This window comes from Prosthecobacter fusiformis, from assembly GCF_004364345.1.
In the GTDB taxonomy this organism is placed as follows: Bacteria; Verrucomicrobiota; Verrucomicrobiia; order Verrucomicrobiales; family Verrucomicrobiaceae; genus Prosthecobacter; species Prosthecobacter fusiformis.
Window position 1 is genome coordinate 1295466 of the sequence record NZ_SOCA01000001.1, and the last position, 14559, is coordinate 1310024.

General features: G+C 55.7%; 10 protein-coding genes. 4 read left to right on the forward strand and 6 right to left on the reverse strand.

The window, feature by feature from the left end:
* Window positions 1-245 precede the first annotated feature (245 nt).
* The 3 genes from EI77_RS05095 to EI77_RS05105 form a co-directional block, all read right to left on the reverse strand.
* Window positions 246-1133 (reverse strand): sugar phosphate isomerase/epimerase family protein, encoded by an 888-nt coding sequence (locus EI77_RS05095; protein WP_133793656.1) that lies wholly within the window; start codon window positions 1131-1133, stop codon window positions 246-248.
* Between the two features lie 12 nt (window positions 1134-1145).
* Window positions 1146-1943 (reverse strand): SDR family oxidoreductase, encoded by a 798-nt coding sequence (locus EI77_RS05100; RefSeq protein WP_133793657.1) that lies wholly within the window; start codon window positions 1941-1943, stop codon window positions 1146-1148.
* Between the two features lie 109 nt (window positions 1944-2052).
* Complete coding sequence (locus EI77_RS05105) at window positions 2053-3426, reverse strand: FAD-binding oxidoreductase (RefSeq protein WP_133793658.1); 1374 nt, start codon at window positions 3424-3426, stop codon at window positions 2053-2055.
* A gap of 100 nt (window positions 3427-3526) precedes the next feature.
* Here EI77_RS05105 and mtnA point away from each other — a divergent pair, with 100 nt between their 5' ends.
* From mtnA to EI77_RS05125, 4 genes are all read left to right on the forward strand, one after another.
* The gene (mtnA, locus tag EI77_RS05110; RefSeq protein WP_133793659.1) at window positions 3527-4639 is read left to right on the forward strand and encodes an S-methyl-5-thioribose-1-phosphate isomerase; all 1113 of its coding nucleotides are present in this window, start codon (window positions 3527-3529) and stop codon (window positions 4637-4639) included.
* A complete protein-coding gene (locus EI77_RS23555; RefSeq protein WP_208300267.1) occupies window positions 4636-6240 on the forward strand; it encodes a PrsW family glutamic-type intramembrane protease in 1605 nt (534 codons plus the stop codon). The genes mtnA and EI77_RS23555 overlap by 4 nt, the downstream gene beginning before the upstream one ends.
* Before the next feature lie 131 nt (window positions 6241-6371).
* Entirely contained in the window at window positions 6372-7787 is a 1416-nt protein-coding gene (gene leuC, locus EI77_RS05120; RefSeq protein WP_133793660.1) for a 3-isopropylmalate dehydratase large subunit, read from the forward strand.
* Between the two features lie 84 nt (window positions 7788-7871).
* Window positions 7872-9977: an alpha/beta hydrolase family protein gene (locus tag EI77_RS05125; RefSeq protein ID WP_166647047.1), complete on the forward strand. Its 2106-nt coding sequence runs from the start codon at window positions 7872-7874 to the stop codon at window positions 9975-9977.
* A gap of 21 nt (window positions 9978-9998) precedes the next feature.
* Here the strand turns inward: EI77_RS05125 and EI77_RS05130 are convergent, their stop codons facing one another.
* The 3 genes from EI77_RS05130 to EI77_RS05140 all read right to left on the reverse strand — a co-directional run bounded on the left by EI77_RS05130 (window position 9999) and on the right by EI77_RS05140 (window position 14450).
* The gene (locus EI77_RS05130) at window positions 9999-10472 is read right to left on the reverse strand and encodes a hypothetical protein (RefSeq protein WP_133793661.1); all 474 of its coding nucleotides are present in this window, start codon (window positions 10470-10472) and stop codon (window positions 9999-10001) included.
* A gap of 67 nt (window positions 10473-10539) precedes the next feature.
* A complete protein-coding gene (zigA, locus tag EI77_RS05135; protein ID WP_166647048.1) occupies window positions 10540-11751 on the reverse strand; it encodes a zinc metallochaperone GTPase ZigA in 1212 nt (403 codons plus the stop codon).
* 362 nt (window positions 11752-12113) lie between these two features.
* Window positions 12114-14450, reverse strand: a complete 2337-nt coding sequence (locus EI77_RS05140) for an autotransporter domain-containing protein (RefSeq protein ID WP_133793663.1) — start codon at window positions 14448-14450, stop codon at window positions 12114-12116.
* Between the last annotated feature and the right edge of the window lie 109 nt (window positions 14451-14559).

Sequence of the window (14559 nt, forward strand, 5' to 3'; positions counted from 1 at the left end):
GTACAGCCGCGGAGAAAGAAAAGAACGAGCAAGATTGGGACAGGAATCCCGATCAGCCAGAGGAAAATCCAGCCGATTTTGCCGGATTCAAAAGGACGGTTCATCTTAGTTTTCATAAAGTTTCCAGGTTGGTTTAGTCTGTCATCCAGTATTCGCAGCCCATGTGCGAACCAGCCTTGTCGGGAGATTTTTTTATCTCCAGAAGCTGATACTGGCCTAACCAATGGAATCCTCAATTAACCGAGTTATGCAGGCCAATGCTGTGCGATCTTCCTTTTTAAAAAGTCCACGCTACGCGCCAGTTGATCCATTCCATCGACTCCATCCTCAATGCTGATCCAGCCATCGAACCCCTTGCTTTTGAGTTCGGTAAAAATGGCGTCATAGTCATTGAGTCCTTTGCCAATTTCTCCATGCCGGAGGCGTTTGGCGTATCCCTGAGCCCCGCCCTCCTCCTTGCGCAGATCCTCAATGGTACCTTCCGCGAGATAGCGGTCGCTGGCATGCATGGTGACCACACGGTGGGAAACGCGCTTCAATAGCTCAATGGGATCTTCACCGGCCAAATACGTGTTACTAGGATCATAATTAACTCCGAAGTTTGGATGCTCCACAGCAGCCACAAGCTGGCAAAAGACTTCCATCTTTTGAGCGAACTCCGGGTAATCCCAAAAGTCGTCCTTGTAATGATTTTCCAGGATGAGCGTGATGCCGCGCTCCTGCGCATACGGCAGGCAGGAATGAATACACTCCGCCGCGAATTTCACGCCTTCATCCACGCTCAGCTCAGGCCGGCGCTGACCGCTAAGCACCCGGCAATAACTGCCGCCCAGCGTGTGGGTCATCTCAATCCAGCGCTTCTGCTTTGCGATCTCCTTTTCACGGAAAGCTTTATCAGGATGCGTGAAGTCCGGGGAGCAGCACATCATCGGGATGACCTTGCCTGTATCCTCCACTTCTTGGCGTAAACGCGACCAGTTAGACTCGTCTGCCATCTCAAGGAATCCAGCATACCATTCCAGCCCTTGAATATCGAGCTTCGAGGCGAGGCTGATCCATTCGGACACGGTCATTGTTCCATCTTTGCAGAGCGCCTGCATGAAGGCTTTGGGAAAGGCAGCGAGCTTAGGCATGGGATAAAATTGTTACTTGGAGGGGATGGTGGAGCTGTCCTTGGGCGGATTGCGCCCCATGAAGGGGTGCTGCTCAAGGTCCATCACTTGACCACTGACAGGACCGCTTTCATCCGCCAGCCAATAGACTGCGGCGGCGGCGATCTCCTCCGGCCAGAGGATGCGCCCAGAGGGAGCATACATCTTTGGAAGGTCTGCATACCAGTCCTCGCGCAGACCATGCTCGCGTTTGCGCCTGGCCTCGTTTTCTGTGAGCACCCAGCCGGGATTGATCTGGTTCACACGCACGCCATTTTCCCGCATGAGGGTATCGCCCAGGTTACGCGTCATGGTCATCAGTGCGCCTTTAGAGATGCTATAGGGAAGGAGATCCGGCTCGCCGCTCCAGGCATTGACACTGCCAATGTTTAGTACGCTGCCACGCGTTTTTGACAGCTCTTCCAGCGCGGCCTGGATGAGTAGAAACGGGGCCAACGTATTCACGGAAATCATCTTCATGAAATAGGCGGCATCCGTGTTGTGGATGTTGCCCTGGGTCACCATGGCCGCGTTGTTGACAATGGCATCCAGCCTCCCGAACGTTTTGATCGCGAGATCCACGAGGCGTTGAGGACAACCTTCACTTGTTAGGTCTTCGATGTGTGACACCGCATTGGCCGCCCCCAGCTCAGCCACCACCGCTGCCGCCAAATCCACCTCCAGGCCATGCACGACGACTCGTGCACCTTCTGCGACACAACGTTTGGCAATGGCTTTGCCAATGCCTGTGGCGCTGCCAGTGATGAGGATGACTTTGTTTTCGAGGCGCATGTGGATCCGTGTTTGGGCTAAGTCAGCCTATACTAACCGAGCCTGCCAACTCAACTCCACGACAAACTCTATGTGAAAGACGACATGCGTCACTTTCGCCTCGCCGAACTCAGGCGACGAATTTGCCTGGGTTCAAGATGCCCTTAGGATCCAGGGCTTTCTTCAACCGCGAATGCATATCGCGCGCTTCCTCCGATAATGCTTCAGGGAACCAGCGGCCCTTGGCGATGCCGATTCCATGCTCGCCGGTGATGGCTCCATTCCAGGCGATGACCTGGCGGAACAGCTTATCCAGGGCGTCTTCTGCACGGGCACGCAGCACGGGGTCATCCATACTCAAGACCATGATGTTGACGTGGATATTGCCATCCCCCGCATGGCCAAAACTGGCGATAGGGAAACCGCACTCCAACTGTAAAGCTTCGGCAAATTCCACCAAGTCCACCAGTCGGCTGCGGGGCACCACGATGTCTTCATTCAGCTTGATGAGCCCGGTATTGCGCAGGCTGTAGCTGAACTCACGGCGCAGTTTCCAGAAACGTTCACATGCCTCTTCACCCAGTGCTTCTTCCAGGGAAATGCAACCGAGCTCCCTAACCAATTTCGCAAGCGTCAACAGCTCTCCTTTGACGGATTCCTCCTGGCCGTCGATCTCCACCAGCAGATGCGCATCTCCCTGTGGCGTCACGGATTCGCCAAGATAATCCCGGGCGGCACGCAGAGTGAACTTATCGGCGATCTCCAGAGCACTCGGCAAAAATCCGGCATTCAGGATGCGCTGCACGGCATTGGCGGCTTCAGCGAAGGTATCAAAACCGGCCGAGAGCATGGCACGCATGGGCGGGTGCGGGATCAGGCGAAGGGTGGCCTGGGTGACCACGCCGAGGAGGCCTTCACTGCCGACCATGAGACCCACGAGGTCAAAACCCGTCTTGTTTTTATGACAACGGCCCCCTGCTTTCACAATGGAGCCATCCGCCAGCACTGTCTCTAGGCCTAACACATAGTGTCGAGTGACACCATACTTCAGGCAGCGCGGGCCGCCTGCATTGGTGGCAATGTTTCCGCCCAGGCTGCACTCCTTCAGGCTGGCGGGGTCAGGTGGGTAAAACCAGCCCAGTTCGCGCACGGCAGCCTGCAGTTCCCCCGTGATGACACCTGGCTCCACCACGGCCACGCCATCGGCGATGTTGATTTCCACAATGCGGTTCATCCTGGCCAAAGACAGGGCGATGCCGCCGCGGAGTGGCACACAGCCACCTACATATCCGACCCGGGATCCCTGGGGAGTGACAGGGATGCCGTGATCATTGGCGTACTTCAGCACCTTCGAGACATCCTCTGTGGACTCGGCATGCACGACCACCTCCGGCGGGTTGGATGCGAACCATTTGTCTGTGCTGTGGGTGGCGAGATCCTCGGCGGTGGAGGATACGCGGGATGCACCGATGAGGGAAATAAGATCGTCTGCCAGGGAGGCCATCTGGCACCGTGGACGGGGGAGGCCTGTGGTGCAAGATTTCTGCCGCAATCTGGCACAACATCTTCCTTGCACCGCCGCCGCCTCTCCCGTCAGTCCGCCCATGCTCGTTTCCGGCATCCCCTACCGTACCATCTGGCTCCATGAGGCGTCAGTGCGCATCATTGACCAGCGGCGGCTGCCCTGGACCTTTGATCTGCTGGACCTACACACCGTCGCTGAAGTGGCTGAAGCCATCCGCGATATGGCCGTGCGCGGCGCGGGCTTGATCGGGGCCACCGCTGGATACGGCATGTGGCTGGCGGCACAGGAGGCAGCGACGCAAAAAGAACTGCAAAGCCTGGCGGACAGCCTCATTTCCACCCGGCCAACGGCCGTCAATTTAAGCTGGGCCGTGAACCGCCAGCTTGCCGCCATCCAGGCCGCAGGATTTCAAAACCGGATCGAAACCGCACGCATCACCGCCGAGACGATTGCGGATGAAGATGCAGCCTCCTGCGCCGCCATCGGCCAGCACGGGCTGGAAATCATCCAGGCCATCTCAGCCCGCAAGCCAGGACAGACTGTTCAGGTGCTGACCCATTGCAATGCCGGCTGGCTGGCCTTTGTGGACCACGGCTCCGCCACAGCCCCCATCTATGCAGCCCACGCCGCAGGCATCCCCATCCATGTGTGGGTGGATGAAACCCGCCCGAGGAACCAGGGTGCCCGCCTCACCGCCTGGGAACTGGCCCAGCAGGGAGTGCCGCATACCGTCATTGCCGATAACACCGGCGGCCACCTCATGCAGCAGGGCATGGTGGATCTGGTGATCACGGGAGCGGACCGGGTCACGCGCACTGGGGATGTTGCTAACAAGATCGGCACCTATCTAAAAGCGCTCGCTGCCATGGACAACGGCGTCCCGTTTTATGTAGCCCTGCCCAGCTCCACCTTTGACTGGACCCTTAGCGATGGTGTCAAAGGCATACCCATTGAGCAGCGCGCTCCGGATGAAGTGACTGAAATGGAAGGCATCACCGACAGTGGCAGCATTGAGACGTTGCGTATTGTTTCTCCAGGTTCGGCAGCGGCCAATTATGCCTTTGATGTCACACCGGCCCGTCTGGTGACAGGCTTGATCACTGAAAAAGGTCTCTGTTCCACGAACGAAGCCGCCATCTGTGCTCTGCACGGCAAGATACCAAATTCTAACCTCACCGCCCCCCTTTCATGATCCACGGCTGGCGCTCCCAAATCCACTACTGGAGCCGCAACAGTGGCTTTCTCAAGCGACTCGCTCTGGCCATCGCCACCGCCGGCTTCCTGCTTTCTCTGCTGATCATCGTACTTACTCCCGATGCCAGCCAGTTCACCTCCACAGATCCTTTGGAGCAAAAATTGCGCACGGAGTGGCAAGTACTTAACCGCGCGGACAAACCGACCCCGCATGAACTCGTCCGCTGGCTGCATCATGCGACGGATAATATTCATCATTTATGCAGCGTCCTCGGCATCAAAACCACCACCTGGGACGACTACAAGACCGATGGCCGCCTAGCCGGACATGAAGTACGTCCTTTGCTGGAAAAACACAGTGCCGATCCTGCTGTCGTTCTACTTTGGGAAAACTACATCCAGGCATCCCTAAACCGGGATGTGGAGACCTCCCGCTGGCTCAGTGAACAGGCTGCTTTGCCAGCACCTCTTATCACCGCGCCTCTCATCGAATCTTTTCAACTGGCCGAGCTATCTCCATCCCGGTCACTGGCCGCACTCATGCGGGAGGCGACCCTTTTCCCCAGCCCCCTCGTTCGCGAAGCCGCACTGCATACCGCTTTGGTGCAGAAGGATCTGCCCGCCATGAGGCTGATCGCGGACCAGCCAGACTGGTGGTCCACCATGCCTGCCCAATTACGCCGCGCTGCCGCATCGGAGCTGGGAGATTTCCGGCTGCAGCTCCAAAGCATGCTGGCCTATCGATTTATACTGGAGGCTCCCGGCGGCACCCTCGCCGTGGCCTTGCTGGCGGCTGCCATTTGGTATGTCATTCTGGTCTTGCATGGTCTGCGTGGTACCTGGCGGTGGGTATTCCCACTGCTTCCCTTGCTGGCAGGCATCTTCAGTGTCTGGCCCGTTTTTTTCATCTCTTCATGGCAGGAATTCACCCTGGGAATGAAGGAGGACGGTCCTTTTCCGCAGGATCTCTGGTACCAAATTGGCGGCGTCGGGATGAGGGAGGAGCTATGCAAACTCCTCTTCGCCTCTCTTTTTATGCCTTGGCTGCTCATCAAGAGACCAGCAGGTGGTGCGCTGATGATCGGAGCCTTTGTCGGCCTGGGCTTCGCCTTGGAGGAAAACATCGGTTATTATCTCCGTGGGGATGACGGGGTTCCCCTCACACGCTTCTTCACGGCGAATTTCTTCCATGCAGCGCTCACAGGCATCTCCACCCATGCTTTTTATCAATTGTGGCGCTCACGTTTTGGCACGGCTGACCGGTTCATTATCACATTCCTGGGGGTGGTCGTGGCTCACGGAGCTTATAACTTTGGCTACTCCGACCGCTTCGCAGACACGAATGCGTATCTTTCCATCATCATCCTCGCCTTCGTCGCCTGGCACTTTTTGGATCTGGTGGACCAGGAGTGCCCGCCTGGGAGGCAATGGCTGTCCCCGGCAGCGGTCTTTTTAGTGGGCACCGCTTCCCTCATGGCGGTGATCTTTTTATCCATCGCCATTCGCACTCCAGACCGGCATATCCTGGTCCTGGCTGCAACCCAATGCATCTCCATGTTCCCTATCGCCTTCATTTATTGGCGCAGATTGAGTCCCTGAACCTTGCTTAAGGAGGCTATTCAGCCTTATAGACCACACGCCGCAAGCCAGTTAGAATCTGGGGAACTTTCACACGCGCCTTGCCCCCGGGCAGACGTATGCTAAGCTGCACACCCACAAAAACTCTGCACATGGGCAAAACACTCTTCGAAAAAGTCTGGGAATCACACGTCGTCGGAACGCTCGCCAACGGACAGACACAATTGCTCATTGATACCCACTTGGTGCATGAAGTGACCAGCCCGCAGGCTTTTGGTATGCTTCGCGATCTGGGCCTGAAGGTGGCGTATCCGCACCGCACCTTTGCGACCGTGGATCACATCGTGCCGACGGATAGCCAGGTTTCCCCTTTTTCCGATCCGTTGGCTGAAGCCATGATCCAGGAGCTCAACAAGAACGCCAAGGAATTTGGCGTCACCTATTTCAGCCTTTCCAGCGGCAAGCAGGGCATCGTCCACGTTGTCGGGCCGGAGCAGGGCATTACCCAGCCAGGCACCACGATCGCCTGCGGTGACTCCCATACCGCCACACACGGTGCCTTTGGTGCCATCGCTTTCGGCATCGGCACGACTCAAGTGCGGGACATCCTGGCTACACAGACCATGGCTCTGAGCAAGATGAAGGTCCGCCGCATCAATGTGGAAGGCAAGCTCCGCCCGGGTGTTTACTCAAAGGACGTCGCCCTTCACATCATCCGCCTTCTGGGCGCTGGAGGCGGTGTAGGTTACGCCTATGAATACGGTGGCAATGTGTTTGACGGTTTCACGATGGAAGAACGCATGACCGTCTGTAACATGGCCATCGAAGGCGGCGCCCGCTGCGGTTATGTGAATCCTGATGAGACCACCTTTGAATACCTCAAAGGCCGTCCTTATTCTCCTAAAGGTGATCAATGGGACACCACCGTCGCCAAATGGCGCGAGACTGCATCGGATGCGGACGCCAAGTATGATGACATCGTCAACATCCGTGCCGAGGACATCCCGCCGACTGTGACCTGGGGCACCAGCCCTGACCAAGCGATCTCCGTCACTGAAAACGTGCCGACTGCGGAAAGCGCCACGACTGAGCCAGGACGCATTTCCATCCAGGACGCGCTTGATTACATGAAGCTGCCCCCTGGCGAGCCCATCAAAGGCACCAAGATCGACGTGGCCTTCATCGGTTCTTGCACCAACGGTCGTCTCAGCGATTTCCGCGAAGTAGCCAAGTTCATCAAGGGCAAGAAAGTGGCTGCGAACGTCAAGGCGATTGCTGTCCCAGGATCCCAGATCGTGGATGCCATGGCCCGTCAGGAAGGCCTGGATAAAGTCTTCTCCGAAGCTGGCTTCGAATGGCGTGGTGCAGGCTGCTCCATGTGCCTGGCCATGAATCCGGACAAGCTCGTGGGTGACCAGCTTTGTGCTTCCTCCAGTAACCGTAACTTCAAAGGCCGTCAGGGCAGCACCACGGGACGCACCGTTCTGATGTCACCCGTCATGGTGGCCGCCGCAGCGCTTACCGGCAGCATTGCCGACGCACGCGAGGTGTTCTCCATCGCGGGCTAAGCAGTCAGTTTGGTGTCTTTTGTATCGGTTTCAGATACATAACCAGGGAAGAAAAGGCATGAGTGATGGGTACTCTCCATCCTCATGTCCAGTATTCCGAGCACCCACCGCCGTGACTTCCTACAGACCACAGGTCTGAGCCTCCTCAGTCTGCCAGTGCTCTCCCAGTTGGGCGGCCCGGCAGCCATCGCTGCGGAAGCCGCTGGCAAAGCGACTTCCCCTGAGTCCCTGCCTCCGCTGAACCGCTTTCCGCGCATGATGCAGGAATGGCTGATTGATCAGGTACGGGAAGCAGAATCACGCGGCAATGCCAGGCGGGATACTCTCAAAACCCGGGCTGACGCTGAGGCGTATGTGAAGTCTGTTCAGGAGCGTATTCGCCAGTGCTTTGGCCCTATGCCGGAAAAGACTCCGTTGAACGCCAGGGTGACCGGCACAGTGGTGAGGGATAACTACCGCATTGAAAACATCATCTTCGAAAGCCGTCCCGGATACCTGGTGACGGGCAATCTATACCTGCCGTCTGGCCTCGGCGGGAAGAGGCCAGCGACCATTGGCGTCTGCGGACATTCGGCCAATGGCAAAGCTGCGGAAAGTTATCAAGGCTTTGCTCAGGGGCTGGCCCTCCAGGGTCATATCTGCTTCCTCATTGACCCAGTGGGACAAGGGGAGCGCTTTCAATATCTGAAGGATGGCAGCCTGAAGTCTCGCCTCGGTGGCGGCACCTCAGAGCACATCCAAATGGGCAATAACCAGACCTTGGTCGGCGAATTCCTGGGGGCTTGGTTCGCCTGGGATGGCATTCGCGCTCTCGATTATCTGCTGACTCGTGATGAAGTGGACACGAACCACCTTGGCATTACTGGCAATTCCGGCGGTGGCACGCAGACCACTTGGCTCTGCGGTCTGGAGCCACGTTTCACCATGGGCGCACCCTCCTGTTTTGTGACCACCTTCCGCCGGAATGTGGAAAACGAGCTGCCTGCAGATACCGAGCAGTGTCCGCCCCAGGCCCTGGCCCTGGATTTAGACCATTCAGACTTTCTCGCCGCCATGGCTCCAAAGCCAGTTATCATCCTGGCCCAGGAAAAAGATTTCTTCGATGCACGGGGTTCTATCGAGGCCTATGAGCGGCTAAAATCATTATATACCTTGTTAGGCAAACCTGAGAACATCCAGCTCCATATTGGGCCAGATCCCCACGGGTACTCGCAGCCCAACCGCGAAGCAATGTACCGCTTCTTCAACAAGGTGACCGGAGTCTCCGATGTCCAAGCAGAGCCAGCCCTGACGCTTGAGAAGGACGAGACTCTTCAATGCTCCCCTGAGGGTCAGGTGGCAAACCTCAAATCCCGTACTCTGATGTCCTTCACCCAGGACAAGGCCAAGATCCAGAGCCAGGGAAGGAAGAGTTTGAAAGGGGAAGCGTTAACAACAGAGCTGCGCGATGTACTACGGCTACCAGATCTGCCTGCCACCGCACCTGACTATGGCATCCTGCGCAGCGCAGGCACTCGCAAATACCCTGCTAAAACTTACTGCACGTACACCGTCGAAACCGAGCCTGGCATCCAAGCGCTGGTGACCCGCATTCAGGAAGAGGCACTGACCTCCCGGATGCCAGGGGCTGCCAAGAAAGCAGTGCTCTATGTATCCCACCGCTCCGCAGATGCCGAGTTGCGAAATGAATCTTTCGTTCAGGACCTTATCACCGCAGAACCCGAAGCCGCCTTCTATGCCTGCGATGTCCGTGGCATCGGCGAATCCCAGCCAAACACCTGCGGATCAAATCAGTTCCTGCGTCCCTATGGCAGCCAGTATTTTTATGCAGCCCATGGCCTTATGCTAAATCGTCCTTTGTTAGGCCAGCGGGTCTTTGATGTCCTTCGTGTCATCCAGGCTCTGCGAGCAGCCGGGCATCAGGAGATTCATCTGGCTGGACGCGGCTGGGGTGCACTGCCTGCGGCTTTCGCGGCGCTGCTTTCTACAGATGTGAAACAGGTGACGCTCAAGAATGCGCTGTCTTCCTATCAAGACGTGGCAACAGATCCTGAGTACCAGTGGCCGTATGCATTCATGCTGCCCAATGTGCTCACGCATTTTGACTTACCGGATTGCTACGCAGCACTCGCTGGCAAGAAGCTGCGAAACCTGGAACCCTGGGGCGCACAGGAAGGCATGAAGGAATGAAGCTACAGACACCTCGCAGCCTCACTTATTGTTAGGCGGCATTGCACCGTGCTTCTTTGCCAAAGCGATTCCGCTTTCGATAATGCGGCTGCGCAACTGCGCCAAACAGGCTTTCCAGGTGGCTTTGCTGACGGGTATGTACCGCTCACTGCCATCTGGAAAGACCCGAGTTTCAAAGATGTTGCTGGGTTGCTGGATGATCTCATCATAAAGTCCGTGAATGAAAAAGGTGCGGACATCGGCACCATCTGGCCAGGGGCTTGGCTGGCCATTGGCTTCATGAATAGCCGCATCCAGAGCGCTGAGAATTTCCACGGGAGAGAGGGTGATTTTGAGCGGCTTGCCACTTTCAAGATAGTCACTCATGACGATTTGGAGCTTACCAATCACCGCCTCGATTTGACTTAGATTCGGTCTATCCTGTCCCTGGATCAGCCGCTTCAGTTCACTTTCGTTTTTAAGAGGTGTCGAATCGCTTCGGGATGAGTCACTCATTCATCCGTTTTTCAACCAACCCAGTGAGATGGGCAAGTATAGATTATGCTTGTTCTGCCACACTTGCTCAAGACTCAGGCATCCATTGCGGAAAGGGATCTGATAGTGTTTTCCAGCCATCTGGACCTGCTTCGTATTCCTCATCTGTCAGGAGGCAGGCATCAAACTGCGCCTGAAGTCCTGCACGGTTCATGTGGTGACCGATGATGACGATCTCCTGCCTGCGGTCTCCGTAGGGTTCGTGGGAATTCGCTCGGATTTCGGCCAAACTTTCCTCATCCTGCGGCCATTCTGCATGATCCACGGCAGACCAGAAAAAGCCAAGGGCACGGGTGTCACGCAAGACTCCTGCCTGGGATAAATACCCGGCCAGTTCCATCCGGGTGGCCAGCCAAAAGAGTCCTTTGGCACGGATGACTCCTCCCCAGCTTCCTTTGAGATGATCACTGAAACGCTGAGGATGAAATGGCCGATGTGCGCGATACACAAAGCTGCTGATGCCATACTCTTCCATTTCTGGCGTATGCCCGTTCAAGGAATCCAGCCAGCCCTGGCTCTGTTCCGCTTCATTCATGGCGAAGAGGCCGGTATGCAGCACAGCTTCCAATGGCACCTGCGAATTCTGCGTTAAATGCACCCTGGCTTTTGGATTCAAGGCACGAATGATGCCCTGGATCTCCTCTACAGCATCTGGCTCCACCGCATCCGTCTTATTGATCAAAATGACGTTCGCAAACTCGATCTGGTCAGTCAGTAAGTGCGCCAATGTGCGTCCATCTTCATCACTGAGGCCTTGCCCCCGGTCCACCAGATCCTCCGTGCTGTGATAATCGTTCAGGAAATTTCGCGCATCGACGACGGTGACCATCGTGTCCAAATTGGCCAGATCAGAAAGCGAGCTGCCATCCTCATCTTGAAAAGTAAAGGTCTCTGCGACTGGCATGGGCTCGGAAACACCTGTGGACTCAATCACCAAGGCATCGAACCGGCCTTCCTTTGCCAGCTTTCGGACTTCAATCATGAGATCTTCCCGCAGGGTGCAGCAGATGCAGCCGTTGCTCATCTCCACCATCTTCTCCTCGGTCCGGCTCAGACGGGCATCCCCGGATTTGACCAACTGAGCGTCCACATTGACCTCGCTCATGTCGTTCACGATCACCGCAATTTTTCGGCCCTCGCGATTTCGCAGGATGTGATTCAGCAAAGTCGTTTTCCCAGCTCCTAAAAAGCCGGAAAGAACCGTGACAGGAAGAGGCAGAACAGAGGGGCTTAGGGGCATATAACGCAATACATTTGCGTTATTAATTACGCAAGTAAATTGCATTAAAGGTGTTTAGATTCTTATTTCCTCACCTTATAAACGATCTCATGTTTGGAATTGGTGTATTTCATTTTAACAGAAGCCCTGGAATATCTCGAAAATTTGATTTTCTCTGGTGGATATATCATTGGCTCTCAAAACTGGCCTGCGGCGTATCAAGGATGAGAACATATCAATCTTGTGATAAAGTTTCGGCTTATTTTTGAATCACCTTTAGTTTATCACCAACGCGCACGTTTAAAGAAGCACCTAAAGCATACGAAAAAGGCCGGGAGCAAATGCTCCCGGCCTTCGAATTTGTGGCTGGTTATCCGTTCAAATTAGAACTTCATCAGCACACCCAGGCTGCCACCGAAGACAGGGTCTTCACCGCTGGTGGAGGTCATGACGCTGGATGTCAGAGTGATCTTCTCATTCAGAGCGTAGTTAAAATCGATACCCATGTGCAGCCAGTCTTGCTGGATCTGCTGGCCGGGGAGATTGAAGTTAAACAGACCCACAACCTGACCGGATGTGACTGCTCCAGACTGGTCGAAGCGATGGACACCTTCAGCACGCAGACGAAGCAGAGCTTTGCCGCTGCAGAAAGTGCGGGCTGCGGAGAGACCGTAGCGGATTTCCTGCGCTGTGTGGCCCTGGTCGTCATAATCAACTGGGAAACCACCGCCGCTTTCCGTATAGCCATCGGCTTCCGTGCGGTTAACTGTGTATTCCAGTTTTGGAGTGATGCCGAAGCCTGCGACTTTGACTGCGTCCAGCCAGTCAACGCGGAAGCGAAGGCTGCTAGAGATCACGTCGGTGCTGCCACTGGAGGTATCCAGAGCGCCGCCGTTGTTGTATTTGCGGTCGATGTCTGCATCCCAGCTACCGATGGCACCTGTGATGGTGAAGACGACAGGCAGTTTGGTCGGCTTGAAGCTCAGCTCGCTGAGGAGATACTGGCCGTTCATGTCCATGTCACCGCCATTGGCGAGATCCTGTGTAACCCAGCTCTGACCGATGCCCAGACCGGCCATCAGTTGCTTGTCGAAGAAATCAACGGCACCGCCGACTTCAGCCAGACCTGAATTGAGATCATTGCGATCATAGCGGGCAAAGTCACCTGTGGCCCAGGCGTGGCGGTTAGCACCCATCATCTGAAGAGGGATGTGGTGAGCACCGTGCATGGTCAGATTGAGAAGGCTGAATGCGCTGGCCGCAGGAGCCTGGGAGGCGGCTGTGGTCGGAAGGAACTCGTCAGGGTTGATCGCCCCACTGCCTTCACGGGCAATGTAGCCAAAGTCTTCGCTGTCCGCGATGCTGGGTCCGCCTGTTGGTCTGCGGTCGTAAGCTCTGCCAGTCACCACTTTACCGTCTTCGCTGATGGCCTGTGCCGTGGCGAAATTCCACTTACCGAGTTCCACGCCGCTGTCTTCCAGCCATTGAGCGATGGTGCGTGTTCCCTGGGAAGCACTGTAGATAAAGCCAACTCTGGAGGAATCAGAGATATTTGGCGTAACGACATTGCCAGGAACGGTGTAATAAATCGTATTGTTACCGACCACCCGGCCATTGTTGCTGACGCCGTTAGCGGTGCCACTATCGGCATACCCTTCATCGACATTGCCTGCAAGAAGAGGGATTTCCTTCATGCCACCTGCATCCGTGTAGATGAAAGGTACCGTCGTAGTGGGTCTGCCAAGGATTCCAGACGTGGTTACGGTCAGTTCTGCTTCAGATTCACCCACAATGTATTTGCCATTGCGGCTGATGTCATGGGCAGCGCTGTAGCCATCCTCAATGAGAGAACCCAGATCTTCTGCACCGACGGAGTAATCCGTGACCAGCACGTCATTCTGGACATCCAGATTCCATGACACGGCACGGGTGTTTCCTTCACCATCTTCCGAATACCCGACGGCACGCTTGCCGTCACCCGACATGGCCAGAGCCTCGGTCTCATCGGAATCACCACTGAGTGCACCCAGAATGTAGGGGGTGGTCCAGCCCTGATTTTTCCACCAGAGAGCACGCAAGATCTCGTCACAGCCGTCGTCATACCAAGCACTGCCGACCGCAGATCCACCGGCATCGCTCACATCATAAGCGACTTCGTACTCACCATCCTCGGATGTCAGTGCGGTCAAAGTGTTGGTCTGACGATCCAGGATGAACGCTGAATGTACTGAAGTGGTGATTGTCGAAGGGCCAGAGGTTGAGACTGTTGGTGGCTCTGTGCTAGGTGGCTCTGTGCTAGGTGGCTCTGTGCTAGGTGGCTCTGTGCTAGGTGGCTCAGTCGGTGGGATAACCTCCGTCACAGTATCCACACGCATAGCACCCACCACATACCTGCCAGTCTGGCTGATACCATAAGGGTTCAGATAAGTCGTGACTGGTGAGATGCAGACGATTCCGCCCACGGAATAAATGTCTGTCGTACCGCTTTCCCAGGTCCAGACAAAACCAGTATCACCATAGGCACTAGGCCCTTCTGCAAACGGCTCTATCCCGATGACCGTTTTACCATCACCACTGATATTGGTGGGGTCAAAAGACACACCCACGACATAGGGTTGTGGCTCTGGCTCCGGTTCGGGTAGAGAAGGTTCACTATACAGATTAAGCATACTGCCGAAAAGGGCAGCAGCCATAAGGATGGGAGTGTGTTGTGTTTTCATTTGGGAGAGGTACCAACGTGGTAAAGTATTTGCGTATTTAAGGAAGGCAAAAGCTTTTTTTGATAAAATATAATCGCAATAATTTCAATAGATTCAGCTTGCGATCCCT